The sequence below is a fragment of the Methylobacillus draconifructus genome (genome assembly GCF_045984355.1).
GTDB classification, from domain to species: Bacteria; Pseudomonadota; Gammaproteobacteria; order Burkholderiales; family Methylophilaceae; genus Methylobacillus; species Methylobacillus flagellatus_A.
In genome coordinates this window covers 217,376-234,266 of record NZ_JBJQII010000005.1, presented here as the reverse complement: position 1 = coordinate 234,266, position 16,891 = coordinate 217,376, and the positions used below count along the sequence as shown (strand labels likewise).

At 56.5% G+C, this 16,891-nt stretch carries 12 protein-coding genes; 8 read left to right on the top strand and 4 right to left on the bottom strand.

Going from position 1 to position 16,891, the window contains the following annotated elements:
- Nucleotides 1-132: 132 nt before the first annotated feature.
- From ACJSDX_RS12295 to ACJSDX_RS12280, 4 genes are all read right to left on the bottom strand, one after another.
- Complete coding sequence (locus tag ACJSDX_RS12295) at nt 133-1,176, bottom strand: ABC transporter substrate-binding protein (RefSeq protein ID WP_407994929.1); 1,044 nt, start codon at nt 1,174-1,176, stop codon at nt 133-135.
- A gap of 226 nt (nt 1,177-1,402) precedes the next feature.
- The gene (locus ACJSDX_RS12290; RefSeq protein WP_407994928.1) at nt 1,403-3,244 is read right to left on the bottom strand and encodes an ABC transporter ATP-binding protein; all 1,842 of its coding nucleotides are present in this window, start codon (nt 3,242-3,244) and stop codon (nt 1,403-1,405) included.
- The gene (locus ACJSDX_RS12285) at nt 3,234-5,015 is read right to left on the bottom strand and encodes an ABC transporter ATP-binding protein (protein WP_407994927.1); all 1,782 of its coding nucleotides are present in this window, start codon (nt 5,013-5,015) and stop codon (nt 3,234-3,236) included. Before ACJSDX_RS12285 ends, ACJSDX_RS12290 begins: the two co-directional genes overlap by 11 nt.
- 152 nt (nt 5,016-5,167) lie before the next feature.
- Complete coding sequence (locus ACJSDX_RS12280) at nt 5,168-7,549, bottom strand: TonB-dependent receptor (RefSeq protein WP_407994926.1); 2,382 nt, start codon at nt 7,547-7,549, stop codon at nt 5,168-5,170.
- A 691-nt stretch (nt 7,550-8,240) separates the two neighbouring features.
- On the opposite strand from ACJSDX_RS12280, the gene ACJSDX_RS12275 reads away from it, so the two are divergent.
- The 8 genes from ACJSDX_RS12275 (at nt 8,241) to ACJSDX_RS12240 (ending at nt 16,872) form a co-directional block, all read left to right on the top strand.
- A complete protein-coding gene (locus ACJSDX_RS12275) occupies nt 8,241-8,525 on the top strand; it encodes a hypothetical protein (RefSeq protein WP_407994925.1) in 285 nt (94 codons plus the stop codon).
- Nucleotides 8,526-8,559: 34 nt separating this feature from the next.
- Nucleotides 8,560-9,249 (top strand): class II aldolase/adducin family protein, encoded by a 690-nt coding sequence (locus ACJSDX_RS12270; RefSeq protein WP_407994924.1) that lies wholly within the window; start codon nt 8,560-8,562, stop codon nt 9,247-9,249.
- 78 nt (nt 9,250-9,327) lie between these two features.
- Nucleotides 9,328-10,677 carry an LLM class flavin-dependent oxidoreductase gene (locus ACJSDX_RS12265; protein ID WP_407994923.1) on the top strand — a complete coding sequence of 450 codons (1,350 nt, stop codon included), beginning with the start codon at nt 9,328-9,330 and terminating at the stop codon, nt 10,675-10,677.
- A gap of 198 nt (nt 10,678-10,875) precedes the next feature.
- Nucleotides 10,876-11,532 carry an HAD family hydrolase gene (locus tag ACJSDX_RS12260; protein ID WP_407994922.1) on the top strand — a complete coding sequence of 219 codons (657 nt, stop codon included), beginning with the start codon at nt 10,876-10,878 and terminating at the stop codon, nt 11,530-11,532.
- A gap of 78 nt (nt 11,533-11,610) precedes the next feature.
- Nucleotides 11,611-12,438: an orotidine-5'-phosphate decarboxylase gene (gene pyrF, locus ACJSDX_RS12255; protein ID WP_407994921.1), complete on the top strand. Its 828-nt coding sequence runs from the start codon at nt 11,611-11,613 to the stop codon at nt 12,436-12,438.
- A gap of 279 nt (nt 12,439-12,717) precedes the next feature.
- The gene (locus tag ACJSDX_RS12250) at nt 12,718-13,782 is read left to right on the top strand and encodes an LLM class flavin-dependent oxidoreductase (RefSeq protein ID WP_407994920.1); all 1,065 of its coding nucleotides are present in this window, start codon (nt 12,718-12,720) and stop codon (nt 13,780-13,782) included.
- Nucleotides 13,783-13,800: 18 nt separating this feature from the next.
- Nucleotides 13,801-14,970: an LLM class flavin-dependent oxidoreductase gene (locus tag ACJSDX_RS12245; protein WP_407994919.1), complete on the top strand. Its 1,170-nt coding sequence runs from the start codon at nt 13,801-13,803 to the stop codon at nt 14,968-14,970.
- A 138-nt stretch (nt 14,971-15,108) separates the two neighbouring features.
- Nucleotides 15,109-16,872 carry an ABC transporter ATP-binding protein gene (locus ACJSDX_RS12240; RefSeq protein ID WP_407994918.1) on the top strand — a complete coding sequence of 588 codons (1,764 nt, stop codon included), beginning with the start codon at nt 15,109-15,111 and terminating at the stop codon, nt 16,870-16,872.
- The last annotated feature ends 19 nt before the right edge of the window (nt 16,873-16,891 follow it).

Below are 16,891 nucleotides of genomic sequence, written 5' to 3'. Positions count from 1 at the left end.
TCTGAGCTAGTATTGATGGCCTGGTTCTACAACGGCCATCAAATGAATAAGGCAGCCCTCATTGTTATGAAGGCTGCCTCGATTTTAATCATACTGCGCCAGCAGTTGTTATGGTTAATTGTTATATGCTTATTATGCCGCCTTTTGCGAGAGCGAGCGCAGCACTTCGGCCAGCGGGGCAGGGTCTATCCAGGCCTTGACGTCGAAGTCAGCCTTGATGAAGCCCCATTCCAGCAGGAAGTTCTTGTAGCCTTCCAGCGCGGCGATGAATTCCGGGTTCAGATCGGTACCTTGGTGCAGGTGGATGTCGCTGCCATAGGCCTTGCGCACGTATTCGTCGGTAGAGCCGGACTCCTTGGCAATGTAGGCCACGGTTTCAGCCTCGTGGGCTGCTGCCCAGTCGCCGGCATCGACGATGCGGCGCAGGAAACGGGCCACCAGGTCAGGACGCTGGCGCAGGAGTTCGCCATCGACCGTAATGGGGCGTGGAGCGCCGTTATTGGCGCGGACTTGCGGATCGGGATGGTTGCGTACGTCGTAGACAATGGTCAGGCCGTTGGCTTCGGCGGCTTCGTAACCGCGTGCGCCCTTGGTGAAGATGACATCGACCTTGCCGCTCTTGAGCGCTTCCAGCTCGGTCGCATAGGCAACGCGGGTGCCATTGCCCCAGCCAAAGCCAGGTGCGGATTGCGGCACTTCAAAATCGATCAATTCCACATCCTTGGTGGAAAGGCCAGCTGTTTCGAGCGTGACGACGATGCCGCGCAATGCGCTGGCGCGTTGATGGTCGATACTGATGCGGTTCAATGGCAATGCGATTTTCTTGCCTTTGAGGTCTTTTGGCTCCTTGATGCCAGAAGCAGGCAGGGCAAGGAGCAATTGGGCTTCGTCGACCCAGTTGAGGCCGATGACCTTGGTATCTGCGCCATTGGCGCGGGCCCAGATGGCCGGGACGTTGCCACCCTGGCGAAAGGAGTGCGGCAGCTTGTGGTCATAGTGCGATTCGAGCAGTTCCGGGTCGCGCGTTTCCTGCAGGGTGTTGATCGTGATGTTGTCGATCTGGAATTCCTGTTTGAACCAGTCCTGGCGGGCTGCAAGGCCGAGCGGGGTAGGGACCGGGCAGCGTGTGTACCAAAGGGTATCAACGGATGTGTTTTGAGAGCTTGCTGACGACATGAAGAGTCTCCTTGTAATTGAGCCTGCGCAGATGAACAGGTTGGAGCCTTATTAGTGGCATGTTCCATGCCAAGGTAAACATAGAAGCGTCAATTGTTGAAATTATTTATTTATCAATAAATTAATATAATTTATTAATGTTGTTTATTATTATGTGGTGATTGTAAATCAACAGCAGCCAGGGCTACTGTTGATTATGAAGCAGTAGCCCTGGTCGTGGTTGAGGTTAGGCAGGCTGATTGTTGGCGTTGGAGGCTTCTTCGTATGCCTGGTAAAGTCGGGAATAGGCGCCGCCCTGGCGGATAAGCTGTTGATGATTGCCTAGCTCCTGGATGTTGCCGTCCCAGATGACGGCAATACGGTCTGCATCCCGGATGGTGGCAAGCCGGTGCGCGATGATGATGGCGGTGCGGCCTTCGCATAAGCGGCGCAAGGCGTTCTGGATGCGGCGTTCGGTATGGATATCCACGGCGGAAGTGGCTTCATCCAGCACCAGCACGGCCGGGTTGGCGAGATAGGCGCGCACCAGGCAGACCAGTTGCCGCTGCCCGTGGCTGAGGAATGCGCCTAGCGGGCCGACTGCGGTACGGTAGCCCGCAGGCAGCCGCTCCAGCACTTCATCGGCACCCAGTTCACGCGCGGCGGCAATCAGGGCTTCATCGCTGGCTTCAGGGGCTGCCAGGCGCAGGTTGTCCAGCACCGTGCCGGAGAATAGGACGTTGTCCTGCAGCACGATGCCCACCTTGCGGCGCAAATCCTGCTGCGCATACTCGCGCACGTCCTGGCCGTCTATCCTGACCGCGCCCGCATTGACCTCATAGAAACGTGTCAGCAACTGTACCAATGTGCTTTTGCCATGGCCGGTCGGCCCGACAATCGCCAATACTTCGCCAGGATGGATGTCGAGGTTGAAGCCGCGGATAATGGGCTTTTCCGGCAGGTAGCCGAAAATGACGTTGTCGAATTCCACCTTGCCGGATTCCTGCTTGGGTATCGCCGGCGTTGCCGGATCCTGGATTTCAGGCTCGGTATCCAGCATCAGGAAAATGCGCTGCGCTGACGAGGCACCGGAAGTGTAGCGCTCGAACAAATCGTTCAGCTCCTGCAGCGGGCCGAGGAAAAGCTGGACGTAGAACAGACTCTGCGCGAGCTGGCCGACCGTCATTTCCTGATCCGCGATGCCGATACCGCCTACCATGAGCAGGAAGGCCATGCCGACGGTACTGAGCACCTGCGTCAATGGCAGGAACCAGCTTGACTTCATGGAGCCCCTGATGAGGATATTGTTGAAGTCTTCCAGCAATCCGCGATAACGGCGCGCATTGCTGGATTCGTTGACCGTCTGCTTGAGGATGCGCACGCCGGAGACGGTTTCCACCAGGTGCGCGGTAAAGCGCGCACGCGCCTCGGCGACACGGCCCCAGATTTTCTCCGAGATGCGCTTGAACAGCCAGGTGCCCAAAATCAGGAAAGGCACGATGCTGGCCAGGGCTAGAAACAATTTGGGAGAAATCCACCATAGGGCGATCGAGGCCACGACCAGGCGCAGCAGCGCCGAGAACAGCTCGGGCGGGCCCTGCACCAGCAAGGGCTCCAGCGTATCGATATCGCGGTCGGCGCGGGAGATGATGCGGCCGGCCTTGGTCTGGTCGAAATAGCGCACGCTCAATGCCTGCACATGGCTGAACACGCGGATGCGCAGCTTGTTGAGGATGTCGATGGCCGCCGTGCCGGCGAGGTATTGCGAAAAGCTGCCCAGGCCGAAGCGCAATGCCCAGCTCAAGCCAGTGGCGACCGACATCCAGACCAAGAGCGGGGTATTGAGGACGATGCCTTGCGCGGTTTGGATGAAGCCGTTGTCGATCACCTCGCGCAGGAACCACGGGCGGATGAAGATCACGCCCACCAGCACGATTTCGAGCAGGATGACGGCGAGAATCCGGCCCTTCACATCCTGCAGCAGCGGCAGCAGGCGCCAGAACATGCTGCGGTCGAGCTTCTTGCGGGCGAAGGCCTGTTCCAGCTCGATGTCATTGAGCGGCTTGTCGCCGCGGAAATCATTTGCCATGGCTGACTCCCAGCAGGTCGCGGTATTGCGCATTGGTGGTGGATAAATGCTCATGCGTGCCTTGGTCGCTGATGCGGCCCTGGTCGAGCATGGCGACGCGGTCGGCGAGCAGGATGGTGGAGAGCTTGCTGGCAATCAGGATGACGGTGATGGGCTGGCCGTTGCTGTTGCGCAGCTGGCGGATGTTGTCCAGCACCTGGCGCTCGGTAATGGCGTCCAGCGCGCTGGTGGCGTCGTCCAGCACCAGGATGGAAGGCTCGGCGAGAAACGCGCGCGCCAGGCTGATGCGCTGCCGCTGCCCGCCCGACAAGGTGATGCCGCGATCGCCGATTCTGGTCTGCAGGCCGTCGCTCAGGCGGTCGAGCACTTCCGTTGCACCCGCTTGCTCCAAGGCTTGCAGGATTTGTTGCTCGCTTGCCTCCGGCTTGGCTAGCCGCAGGTTGGCCTCCAAAGTGTCGGAGAACAAGAAACTTTCTTGAGGAACGACATTAATTTTTTTTCTTAATTCATTTAATTTAAATGATTTTATATTTCTCCATCCTGCCCATGGCGAGCCGATTTCCACGCTCCCGGCATCCGCATCCAGCAAGCGCGGCAGCAATCCCGCCAGGCTGCTTTTACCGGAGCCCGTCATGCCCACGATCGCCACCACCTCGCCTGGGGCGACTTCAAGATTGCAATCCTGCAATATCGCATTGCCCTGGCCAGGGGATTGGATGCCGACATGATTCAGGCGGATGCCCAATGCCCCCTCTGGAACGGAGTCGGCGCCTGACTTGATCGTCGGCTGCTCATCGAGCAGCTCCCAGATGCGGGCGGCGGAAGCACGCGCATCGGCGAAAATCTGGATCACCCGGCCGATGCCCTCGATGCGGAACACCAGTGCATTGGCGACCAGCACCGAGGCAACTAGTTCGCCGATATTGAGCGTGCCTTGCTGCACCAGGTATGCCCCTGCAGCCAGGATCCAGACATGGCTCAAGGCAACCACGGTCTGTGGCAGGGGAATACGCGAGGCGGCATAGGCCAGTGCGCTGCGCGCGTTCTGCATGAAGCTCCGCACCAGCGTCGTGAAAATCGCGACGCGCTGTTGTTCCAGGCCGAAGGACTTGATGACGCGAACGCCGTTCACTCCTTCGCTCAGTTCTTGGTTGACCGCATCGTAGGCCGCGCCTACGGCGCGATCCAGCGTCACCAGTTTTTCTGTCTGGGTGACGAATAATGCAATCCCGCCCAGCGTGAACGCCAGCGTGCCCAGGCCCAGCCACGGGTGATACCAGGAGAGCAGGGCGACGGAAACCAGCACCCAGAGGCTGGCCTCGAACACCTGGCGCCAGAAGTTGATCAAGGCGTCGCGCACTTTGTCGGCATCCCGCGTGGTGCGCGTGACCATTTCGCCCATGCCGTGCCGCCAGTGGTAAGCGAGGTCCAGCCGCTGTACCTGGTGCAGGATGCGCTCGCGCAGTATGGTGAGCAGGTCTTGGCCGATCACCAGCGACATCAGGCCGCCGATATATTGCAATATGCCCCTGCCAAAAGCGACCAGCAGCAACAACACGATCCAATGCAGCGCTTGTGAATATTCCAGGCTGCCATCCGCCAGCCTGGAAATGGCATTGCCGTTCTGGACATCGTTGACCGCTTGGCCGACCAGCCATAGCTGCCATGCCATGCCGATATTGACGAGTGTGAATAATACAGCGGTCAAGGCAAATTTGTACGGCATGTAGCGATACAAAAGCAGGCAACGGATGAGGGGGTATTGCTTCATACTGATTGGGTACTCGTGGTTTAAAGATACGAATAATTTGGGAAGACGCTCGATTGCATTGATGCCGCTAGAACTCAATAAAAGAAACAGCCTGTTTCCAGGCTGTTTCTTGAATAAAGTCGTACAGTGTTTAGGTTAGTTGACTGAAATTATTAGAAGCGGTAGGTCAAGGACGCGCCTATCGTTCTTGGGTTGCCCCAATACACAGTGTTACCAGAGATAGCAGTGCCTGCAGGAGCACTTGCTGGTAGGGCGTGGTAGCGGTATTCCTTGTCGAACAGGTTGTTGACGTAGCCGGTGATCTCGATCTTGTCGTTCTTGGTCAAGTAGCTTACGCGTGCATTCACCAAGGTGTAGGCTCCCTGGTTCAGCAAGTCGTTGTTTTGCGGTACGACAAAGAAATACTGCTTGCCTAGATAGCGCGCATCGGCTCCCAGCAATATCCTGCTGCCGTTTTCCAGCGGGATATTGTAGGTGCCGCGTAATTGGGCGCTCCAGCGGGGAGCACGCACGAACTCGTTGCCATCGTGGTTGCCGCCGCCATTCTGGATGTCGAATTTTTCGAACTCGGTCTTGAGTATGCCGATATTGGCATTCAAGTGCAGGTTATTGGTTGGCAATGCCTCGACTTCGAATTCGGCGCCCTTGACGCTGGCTTTTTCCACATTTTGCAAGTAGGAAATCGGCACGGCAAGATTGGTGCCGACGACATTGACTTGCACATTGCTGTAGTCGTAGTAGAAGGCATTGGCATTGAAATTCAAGCGGCCGTTCAACCATTCGGACTTATAGCCGATTTCATAGGCGTTCAATTCTTCCGGCTTCAAGGTATTCAATGCCAATGGGTTTGCGGCAGCGGTATTGTAGCCGCCGGACTTGATGCCGCGGGAGAACTTGAAGTAAACACGATCCGTGTCCGTGATCTTGTATTGCGGGGTAATGTCGTAAGTGAAAGCGTTCCATCGTTTGCTACGCTCATCAGTAAACGTGCCTGTTCCTCCAATGCCGCCAGTGTAACTGCTCCACCAAGAACCCAGATCGGACCAAGACGCTGTTCCTGCAGTGTTATTCAAGCGATTAAGGTCGTATTTCTTTTCTTCAGTAGTCCAGCGAGCGCCTAAAGTAGTATCAAACTTTTCACTGAAGTTATACGTAGTGCTCCCGAAGATAGCGTAACTTTCGCTCTTATGGGATAAGTCAGTAGAATTAAAGCTCACTGGTTGGGAGGAGCCTGCAAACTGAGGAACCGATCCATTAGGTAGTCTCGCGTTGGCAGAGAATGAATCAATATCCTCTTTGAAATAGAAGAAACCGGTCAGCCAGTTCCAGCGATCCTCACGAGGAGACGCTAGGCGGAATTCCTGTGTCCACTGCTTACTTTTTGCATCTGTGTAACCACGGCCAATTTCTAACGGAGAGTTATCTGTATCGGCGAAATTCTCAGTTTTGTAATCGGCATACGCAGTAATGGAGGTGAGTGTAAGTTTGCCGATCTGCCAATTAACATTCAAGGAAATACCGTTTTGCGTAACATCGTTGCTTTCTTCGGCATTGCTGCTGACATGGTTGATATTCCGGCTAGGTCGGTAGCCATTGCGGAATTCGCCTGTCCGGCTGTAGACCGTGCCAACGTTGCCATCGGTTTTGTACTTGCGATGGTAAACGTTCAATAAGGCATCGAGGTCAGGAGTCAGCGCAAATAACAATTGGCCGCGAATGACCGAGTCTTCAACGCCACCGCTGGTTTTACCATTGAATTGGTTGGTGAAGCGGCCATCGAGGTCCTGGTTATAGAAGGAAATACGGCCTGCGATGCGCTCGTCGACGATGGTGCCCCCCACGGCGCCCTGGATTACCTTGTCACCGAAGCTGCCGTAATCCACCTTGGCATAACCTTCAGGGTTCTCCGAGAAGGCAGGTTTCTTGGAAACGATATTGACGGCGCCGCCAGTCGTATTCTTGCCCCAGAGCGTGCCTTGCGGGCCGCGCAAGATTTCCACGCGTTCCAGGTCGAAAATGGGGATGCCGGTGGCGCTGGCATTGCTGATGAATACGTCATCGATATAGAAGCCGATGGGGTTGGGGAAATCCAGCTGTTGCTGGCCTGCGCCCACGCCGCGGATCCACCAGCGTGGCCGGCCATTCTGGATGGTGCCGGCTGATGAATTGGGGACGTTGTTCAGAATTTCGCCTGCAGAACGGCCTATGCCTCTTTGCTGCAGTTCTTCCCCTCCCAATACCGAAATGGCGGTCGGTACTTCCTGTGCATTTTCTTCACGGCGTTGGGCGGTCACCACAATGCTGCCAAGGGATGATTCGACATCCTTTGCTTGGGCAGGAGTGGTTTCTTCGTTGTTTGATGTTGCTTGTGTCGTGGCGGTGCCCGTGGCTTGAGGAGTTTGCTCATCGGCCGCAAATGCGGGAGCGATAAAAAAACTGCCTGCAAATGCGGCGGCTACGGCGATTGTGAGTTGTCGTTTGACAAATGGGCTTGGGACCGACTCTGTTGGCAAGGGCGTGCTTTTCCTGAACATTGAATTTTCCTGCTAATAATGAAATGAATGGCCCAGCGCATTGCTGTGCACAGGCAAAACTATCGGCAGGATTCGTGCCAGTACTTTGTTTTCTTCATGTAAATATCTTAACCATATGAATTATATTGGATATTTATTTTCCTCTAATTTTTGTCGTAGTAACGCTGTTGTTTTGCGGGCAATCCCAGATGTTTATTTTTAAACAAATGTTGTTTTTCAAGCAGCAATTGCGAGTTGCAAGCCGGGATATGTTTGTTTTTCAGCAGAGGCAGCATGCCTTATTGGGGAGGTTGTTGATTTCTGGTCACTGATATGGAGAGTGTTTATCGTGATTTTTAACAGTTTTTGATAGTGAGTTTTATATAAAAAATAATAATTTAGTGAATATATTTTATAAGTTTGATTAATTTTTTAACTGTCGTGGCTGGTCCTGATTAAGTCGATGCTGGCATAGTGCTTGCGAATGAATGGGTTCAGATGACTTGTGGTTAAGAATGTATATGGCACAGAACCCAGCAGAACCAATCCGACTCTGGTACACCCGTTGCGGTGCCGCCACGGCTTCCGCGTTGGCGATCCGCCAAGGCTGGCTGCAGGCCGAGTTCGCCCAAGACGGCACATCCTCCACTCGCTGCGTGATTCTGACAGCCTCGAGCTGCGCAACGCGCATTTTCATCATAAGCAGTCGGGTTTGTTCCGCGAGGACGGGAATATCCCGCCGATATGGGCAAAAGGGACCGGCCAGGATGCTGTGCGGATCGCATGGCAAGAATGTGCACCTGTCGTTCACCCCGTCATTATCCGAGGAATAATCCGCGGGTTGGAAGTGCAAAAGGACTTTCTGCACGAGTGGGACTATTTTTCGGACGATTTCGATATCAGGGATTGGATAGTGCATGAGCCGCTGGAAGCCGCCAGAAAACTGGTGGAAGCACAACCACAGTTTGCCAATTTCCCTGACAACATAGCTGCTTAGCAGCGGTATTTAATTTTTAACTGGAGGATGTGAAATGAGTGAAAACCTATCCGAAATCGACTTGGTGTCGTATGTGGACGAAGCCAAGGCCGATGCGATCCATGCATTCAACGTATTGCGCGAGAACGGCACCTTGTCTGCGAGCCTGACCTTCCATATCTCCCACAGGATCCCGGGCCACGACAAGCTTTTGCATATCCGCTTCCCGGGCGGGCTTGCGCGTGACCAGACCCCCAGCCTGCGTATCAGCAAGTTCTCCGAGGAAAGCAGCCATATCCTGAACGAAGCGCGCCTGGATGCGGACACCGCCATCCATATCCATACCAATTTCCTGTCGGCATGGTCGCTGGCGCACAAGCCGTTCCCAATCCTGTATGTCGCCGCGGCCCGCCATTTGCTGGCGCGCGAAATCCCCAACCACCTCGACCGTACGCGCAGTGTCCTGGACGTCATCAAGGAGCGCTTGGATAAGCACCCTGAGCTGGCGCCTCCGCCTGCCTTGCTGGAATCCAACGGCGGCGTCAATTTCTGGGGCAAGGGCATCATCCGCACTTCGGAGCTGATCCTGTTCGTGGAAGAGGCTGCGCGCTACCAGGCGATCGCCGAGCAGATCGGTGGCGCCCAGCACTACACGCCAGGCGCGCTGGAAGTGCAGTGGAAGCGCACCGGCTTGCTGGAGAAGGCCAAGGCATACAGCGGCCGTTATCTGGAAGATATCGCCTAGGCTTCAACCTCGCGACATAGCCGGGCTAGGGTCAATAGGCCTCGATGCCCGGCTTTTTATATTTAAGAGAGCCTCCCTATGAGTGACAACAAGCGCCAATTGATCCTGAACGTATTCCTGCTCCGCTACGGGCACCATCCTGCAGGCTGGCTGCATCCGGTCTGGAAGGAAAACGGCCGCCCGGACTTGCAATGGTGGATACGCGCCGCGAAGATCGTGGAGGAGGCGAAGTTTCATACCTTCTTCGTGGCCGATTTCATCGGCCGTTCAGGCGAGCTGACGCCGCAGGCGGCCAAGAACCCGTCCAATTTCCATTTCGAGCCGTTCACCTTGCTTTCCGCGATTGCGACGCAGACTAAGAATATCGGCCTGGTCGCCACAGTCAATACGAACTTCTCCGAGCCCTACAACATCGCCCGGCAGTTTACCTCGCTCGACCATATCAGCGGTGGCCGCGCCGGCTGGAACGTGGTGTCGTCCTTGAATCCCGCCACGGTCAAGAATTTCGGCATACAGGATAATCGTTCGCATGAGCAGCGCTACGAGCGCGCGGAAGAGTTCGTCAACCTGGCCAAGGCGTTATGGGACAGCTGGGACGACGATGCATTCGACCATCCCGACAGGAACGCCGGCAACTTCTATGACCTGGCATCCGCACACCCGGTGAGCTTCAGGGGCAACTATTTCTCCTCCGAGGGCTTGCTGGATTACCCAAGGCCGATCCAGGGATATCCCGTATTCGTGCAAGCGGGCAACTCGGATACCGGCAGGGAGTTTGCCGCGCGCGTGGCGGAAATGACCTACAGCTCGGCAACCTCGCTCAAGGTGGCGCAGGATTACTATGCCGACGTCAAGAGCCGCATGGCGAAATACGGCAGGGCGGAAGACCAGCTCAAGATTACCCCGGGCCTGAACGTGGTGGTGGCGGAAACCGACCAGGAAGCGCAAGACAAATACGGCGAGCTGCAGGAGCTGGTGGATTTCAGCGACCTGGAATTCGGCGGTTTCGACCTTTCGCAATATCCCCTGGACGGCCCATTGCCGGACTTGCCTTACGACGCGGGCGAGAACGGGCGTGGCCGCTTCCAGCAGCAACTGGAGCTGGCCCGGCGCGAAAACCTCACCATCCGCCAACTGGTGCTCAAGTTCCGGGTGGCGCGCGGCCATATCCAAGCCATCGGCTCGGTAAAAACCGTGGCCGACTTGATCGAGCAATGGTTCGTTGAAAAGGGTGCGGACGGATTCAATGTTGTGCCGCCTTACTCCATCAAGGGGCTGGAGGACTTCGCCCGTTTGGTCGTGCCAGAGCTGCAGCGCCGCGGCATCTTCCAGAAGGAGTACAGCGGCAATACCTACCGCGAAAGGCTGGGGCTGGATCGGCCGGCGAACCCCAACACCCAGGCGTCGCCAGAAGCATTGCGCGCTTAAGGTGAAGCCGGGAGCTGCGTAGCTCCTGGTTTTAAGGCATCATTCTGCGCTTTGAACAGCGTACCTTAGAGCCGCCAACCAAGCTCGGCTATTCTGGCTAGCCGTCCTGCCAAAAGCAGCAGTACATGTATAGTATGGCAAGGCAGGGCCACAACGCCGGCAGGGTTTTGTTAGCGGCTCCTGGGCAATAAGGGAATCATGCCTGCTTATGAATTAGTCGTATTTGACTGTGACGGGGTGTTGGTCGATAGCGAGAAAATCACCAACCAGATATTTGTCGACGTATTGAACGAGGAGGGTATACCTGCCCGGATCGAGGAGATGGCCAGGCATTTTGTCGGCCATTCGCTCGAACAGTGCATGGACATCATCGCCCGCATTTATGGCCGCCGGCCGGGTGCGGATTTTCTTGCCCGCTACCGGCCCAGGCGTGATGCTGCATTGCGCAACGGCTTGCAGCCTGTCGCCGGCGTAGAGCAGGTGTTGCGGCAGCTACAGTTGCCGCACTGCGTGGCTTCCAACAGCAGTGCCGCTAAAGTGCATGAAATGCTGGATATCACCGGCTTGCTGCCTTATTTCAACGACAGGATATTCAGTGCCGCCGACCTGGGCAGGCCGAAGCCTGCGCCCGATGTCTATCTCAAGGCGGCAGAAAGCCAGGGAGTCAAGCCTTCCGCCTGCCTGGTAATCGAGGATACCGATGTCGGCGTTGCGGCGGCGGTCGCCGCCGGCATGCGGGTATGCGCCTATACCGGCACCATGGCGGCCGGCAGATTGCTAGAGGCAGGCGCGGAGCGGGCGGTGGATGACATGCTGCTTCTGCCTGACATCATCAAGCATGGTTTAGATGGATAGGATAAACCGTAGTTTTGCACAGAAAGCGTTGTTGAAAATGGACCGGATGAGAATGTGGCAACCTAATGCTGAGTAAAAATGAACTTTATTGAAAAACTAGAGAAATCCTGGGAAAAAAGCAATTCATTGGTTTGTGTGGGGCTGGATCCTGACTTGTCCAGATTTCCTGAACACATAAAAAACCAATCCGGCGCGATATTTAGCTTTTTAAAGGACATTGTCGACGCGACTCATGATATTGCGTGTTGCTTTAAACCGCAGATAGCCTATTTCTCTGCAATCTCCGCAGAGGACGAACTGCAGCAGGTGATCAAGTACATCAAGACAGAATATCCGCATATTCCCGTCATTCTGGATGCAAAACGCGGCGATATAGGCAGTACTTCCAGGATGTACGCGGTGGAGTCATTCGAAAGGTACGAGGCTGATGCCGTGACTATAAACCCCTACATGGGGTTTGATTCCGTGCAGCCTTTCCTCGAATACAGGGACCGTGGCATCGCATTTTTATGTCGTACTTCGAATGCTGGGGCAAGCGATATTCAGGATCTGCTTGTGGACGGGCTGCCGCTGTATGAGCATATTGCGAAGATTGTTCATGAAAAATGGAATGTGCATAAAAACAGTTTGCTTGTCGTTGGCGCAACCTGGCCGCAACAAATGGAAAAGATCAGAAGTCTGGTGGGTGATATGCCGTTCCTGGTGCCTGGCGTAGGTTCGCAGGGTGGCAATGTCGAGGAGTTAGTCAAGGCAGGCCAAACTGAAAACGGCACCGGTTTGATTATCAGTGCTTCCCGGGCAATCCTATATGCTTCCCAAGACCCCGATTACGCTGAGGTCGCGCGCTCCGTGACAATCGATTTGAAAGACAACATTAATCTTCACAGGTCAAAAAAGAGTCCGTAACCAAGTCTTGTTTAATCGAGAGATGGCTGCTTGTGGAGCAGCAACTGTTTATTTTGGAGCAAATTAAAGGGCTGAAGTGTTTTTATATAAACAGTTCGGGCCGCGAATATGCCTCCCTCAAGTCCAGCATTAACATCCCGTGCAATATGAATCTATGAAATAAGCTAAAGGATTCAAACCCCTGCAAATTCCCATAAAATAATTATGGGAATTAAAGGCGAATGGCATGGTTTCTGCGATAAGTATGGTGATCTAAGTAGAAATATCGCGGAGATATGCATGACAGTTAAATTTTTCTGGCAAGCACCGACCTCAGGGGATGGGCGCTATGCCGACGCCGAAAAACGCATCCGGGGGGAAAGGGCCGACAGCCGGCCTTATTTCCTGCCGGGCGTGACCGACCCTCGCGGTCAGCGGTTCAATTATTTCGACCATTTGCATCAGATCACCAAGGCGGTGGAACTGGCCAAGTTCGACGGCATCAAGGTCAGGAACGATCCGGAAGGCGACGAATCCTGGATCGTCGCCGGCTACCTCAGCCGCGCTACGCGCTACCTGACGGTGCTGGCCGAGTTCGACGCCTCACGCGGCTCGGCGGTTTATGCCGCCAAGAACGCGGTGAGCTACCAGCGCTTTACCGAAGGCCGTTTTGCCTGGCAGATCGGCGTGGAGCCCGATGAGGCGAAGCGCAGGCAGCATGGCGACTTCGCGGCGCAGGCGGACTTGTATCCAAGGGTGGAGGAGTTTGTCACCGTGGCCCGCAACGTCATCACCACGACCGGGTACGACTTCGACGGCCGCTTCTTCCAGGTGTTGCAAGGCGGCTTCCAAGGGCCGCTTTCCGGCCAGAAGGTTCCTCCCATCTATCTATCCGGCGAGACGGACGAGGCATATGCCCTCTCAGCCAAGCTTGCCGACGTGCATGTGCTGGAAGCGCAGCCGCTGGACGAAGTCGCAAGGAAAGTCTCGCTTTTACGCAACCTGGCAAGCAAGCAGGGCCGTACATTGCAAATCGGCCTGCGCGTGGATGTGCTGGCGCGCGAAACCGAGGAGGAGGCGGTATTCGATGCCAAGCGTTATGCCGAACAGAGCGGCCAGCAAGCCGACGACAGCCATGCTGCAGGGTTGTGGCCGGGCTTGACCACAGCCAGCACCGGCGCAAGCGCCGCGCTGGTCGGCAGCTTCGAGCAAGTCACGGAACAATTGGCCGCGCTGGCGGAAGCGGGCGTCGAGCAGTTCATCCTTGGCGCCGTCCCCAGCCTGGAAGAGGCCTACCGCATTGGCGAGAATGTCCTGCCGCCGCTGCGTTCCCTGATAAACGGCGCCAGCCAGCGCGCAGCCTGATAGAGGAGTCGATATATTATGGCAATTGATGTTTTCTGGAGAATTCCCACGCACGGCGAGCCAAGCTCGCTACGCAACAAGCTGCACCACCGCGGCGACTGGTCGCAGCAGCAAGGCGACCATATCGTGCAGAAAGGCCTCAGCGGGGGCCATGGCGACGGCTTCAACAACCTCGACTATATCGCCGAGGTAGCGCGTGCCGCCGAAATATCGGGCTTCCAGGGCGGCTTGATCCCTTCCTTCCCGATGACCGACGAGCCGTGGGCGATTTCCTCGTTCCTCGCGCGCGAGACCAGTACTTTCCGTTTCATGATCGCGTTCCAGCCTGGCTTCCTGAACCCGGTCGTGGCTGCGCGCATGACGGCCAGCCTGCAACGCGCCACCGGGGGCCGTGCCCTTTACAACGTGATTACCGGCGGCGGAGGCCCTGCCCAGCTGTGGTGGGGCGACGTGGCGCCGCACGACGACCGCTATGCGCGCACGACAGAATTCCTGGACGTATTGCGCGGCGTATGGAGCGGGAACAGTTTTTCCTACCAGGGCAAGTTCTACCAGGTGGAGAATGCGGCGCTACCGGCCCAGCTCCTGGGCCAGGATTTCCCTGAGATTTACTTCTCCGGTTCGTCCGACGCGGCCCTGGCTTCCGCGTCCAAGCATGCAGACTATTACCTTTCATGGCTTGAGCCGTTCGACCAGTTGCGCGACAAGTTCGACCGCGTGAAGGAACGCACCGCCGCATTGGGCCGCAAGATCAAATGCGCAGTGCGTGTGGACATCATTGCCCGCCGCACCGAGGAGGAGGCCTGGCGCGAGGTGCAGCGCGGGTTTGAAAACCTCGATGACGCCGCGCGCGAGCGCTACAAGCGCTTCGCCCAGCAAACCGGGGATTCCGTTGGCGCCAGCCGCCAGCGCAGCAATGCGCCGAAGGAGCTCAATGATTACCGCGACTTCATCATCCACCCCAACGTCTGGTCCGGCCTCAGCCTGCTGCGCGGCGGGCAGACCCAGGGTATTGTCGGCAGCTATGAGCAGGTGGCCGAGCGCCTGGACGACCTGGTCAGGCTCGGCGCGGATGCTTTCATCCTCGCCAGCACACCGCACCTGGAAGAAGCTTACCGGGTAGGGGAGGAAGTGCTGCCGTTGGTGCGAGGCCATGATAGCGCGCCTGCTTTGCGCGCAGTCGGCTAACCTCCTACCGTCGCTCAAGAAAACCCCATGCTACGGCATGGGGTTTTTACGTTTCCAGGCGGTCAAACCCGCAGTCACAATGTGGCTGATATTTTATGCCTGGCTGATAAAATCAAAACTTTGCCCACTACATCCCATATGCATCCTCTTCGACGGTTATTCAACCATGCCCGCCAATACCGGCGCGATGCGTGGATCGCTTCCATCTATTCCCTGCTGAACAAGATTTTCGACATCCTGCCCGAGATACTCATCGGCGTGGCGGTCGATGTCGTCGTCAACCAGAAGGCTTCCTTCCTGGCCGGGCTGGGTGTTGTAGAGCCGCGAGACCAACTGCTATTGCTTGCCGCATTGACGGTGTTGATCTGGGTCGGGGAGTCCCTTTTCCAATACCTGTATGACGTGCGCTGGCGCAACCTCGCGCAGAACCTGCAGCACGACTTGCGCATGGAGGCCTACCAGCACGTGCAGCAGCTCGAGCTTGCCTACTTCGAGCGCAACCGTAGCGGCAACCTGCTGGCCATCCTCAATGAGGACATCAACCAGATGGAGCGCTTCTTCAACGGCGGATTCAACAGCCTGATCCAGGTGTTCTTTGGCTCGGTGATGGTAGGCGGGGTGTTCTTCTTCCTCACCAAGGAACTGGCGTTTCTCGCATTGATACCCGTGCCGTTCATCCTCTATGGCGCATTCTGGTTCCAGTCCCGTCTTGCCAGGCGCTATACCTCGGTCAGGGAGGCGGCTGGCGCCTTGGCTACGCGCCTCAACAACAACTTGCTCGGCATCGCCACCGTCAAGGCCTATGCGGCAGAGGAGATCGAGTCTCAGCATATCCGCAGCGCCTCCGATGCCTATCGCCAGAAGAATGCGGAGGCCATCCGCCTTTCCGCCGCGATCACGCCTGTGATCCGTATCGCGATCCTGGCAGGTTTTACCGTGACCTTGCTTTACGGCGGCTTCATGACCTTGAATGGCGAGCTGGGCGTGGGAAGCTATTCCGCATTGGTTTACCTGACTCAGCGCCTTCTGTGGCCATTGACCGGACTGGCCGAGCTGACCGACCTTTACCAGCGCTCAATGGCTTCCATCCAGCGCGTAATGAATTTGCTGGATTCGCCATTGGCGATCCAGTACGGCGGCAAGCCACTGGAGCTGAGCTCGGTGAAAGGCGACATCCGCTTCGCGGGAGTGCGTTTCGCCTACGATGCTCAATCGGGCCAGCCCGCGCTTGATGGATTTGACCTGCATATCCCGGCCGGCAAGACTGTGGCATTGGTGGGCGCGACCGGCGGTGGCAAGAGCACGATCACCAAGCTGTTGCTGAGGTTTTACGACCCGCAGCAAGGCCAGATCCTGCTCGACGGGGAGAATATCGCCTCCTTGGATCTGCAGCAATTGCGCCGCGCGATCGGCTATGTCGCGCAGGACACCTTCCTGACCGATGCGAGCATTGCCGAGAACATTGCCTACGGGCAGCCTGATGCGGGCATTGATGCGATTATCGCCGCCGCCAAGGCTGCCGAGGCCCACGAGTTCGTTGAACGGCTGCCGGAAGGCTACGACACCCAGGTGGGCGAGCGCGGCATGAAGCTCTCGGGCGGGCAGCGCCAGCGCCTAGCCTTGGCGCGCGCCATCCTCAAGAATCCGCCGATCCTGATCCTCGACGAGGCGACTTCCGCGGTGGATAACGAAACCGAGGCCGCCATCCAACGCTCGCTCAACAAACTGGTGGTAGGGCGTACCAGCATTATCATTGCGCACCGATTGTCCACTGTCCGTCATGCGGATTGCATCCATGTGCTGGAACACGGCCGGATAATCCAGTCGGGAAGCCATACAGAATTGCTGGAAAGCGGCGGGCCTTATGCAGAACTTTGGAAATTGCAGACGGGTGAGCTCTGAAGAAAAAATAGATTGCTAA

Excerpts from the sequence above, each read along its gene's own strand:
- ACJSDX_RS12250 (WP_407994920.1), top strand. The coding sequence starts at position 12,718 with ATGACAGTTAAATTTTTCTGGCAAGCACCGACCTCAGGGGATGGGCGC.
- ACJSDX_RS12245 (WP_407994919.1), top strand. The coding sequence starts at position 13,801 with ATGGCAATTGATGTTTTCTGGAGAATTCCCACGCACGGCGAGCCAAGC.
- ACJSDX_RS12260 (WP_407994922.1), top strand. The coding sequence starts at position 10,876 with ATGCCTGCTTATGAATTAGTCGTATTTGACTGTGACGGGGTGTTGGTC.
- ACJSDX_RS12280 (WP_407994926.1), bottom strand. The coding sequence starts at position 7,549 with ATGTTCAGGAAAAGCACGCCCTTGCCAACAGAGTCGGTCCCAAGCCCA.
- ACJSDX_RS12290 (WP_407994928.1), bottom strand. The coding sequence starts at position 3,244 with ATGGCAAATGATTTCCGCGGCGACAAGCCGCTCAATGACATCGAGCTG.
- pyrF (WP_407994921.1), top strand. The coding sequence starts at position 11,611 with ATGAACTTTATTGAAAAACTAGAGAAATCCTGGGAAAAAAGCAATTCA.
- ACJSDX_RS12285 (WP_407994927.1), bottom strand. The coding sequence starts at position 5,015 with ATGAAGCAATACCCCCTCATCCGTTGCCTGCTTTTGTATCGCTACATG.
- ACJSDX_RS12295 (WP_407994929.1), bottom strand. The coding sequence starts at position 1,176 with ATGTCGTCAGCAAGCTCTCAAAACACATCCGTTGATACCCTTTGGTAC.
- ACJSDX_RS12240 (WP_407994918.1), top strand. The coding sequence starts at position 15,109 with ATGCATCCTCTTCGACGGTTATTCAACCATGCCCGCCAATACCGGCGC.
- ACJSDX_RS12265 (WP_407994923.1), top strand. The coding sequence starts at position 9,328 with ATGAGTGACAACAAGCGCCAATTGATCCTGAACGTATTCCTGCTCCGC.
- ACJSDX_RS12270 (WP_407994924.1), top strand. The coding sequence starts at position 8,560 with ATGAGTGAAAACCTATCCGAAATCGACTTGGTGTCGTATGTGGACGAA.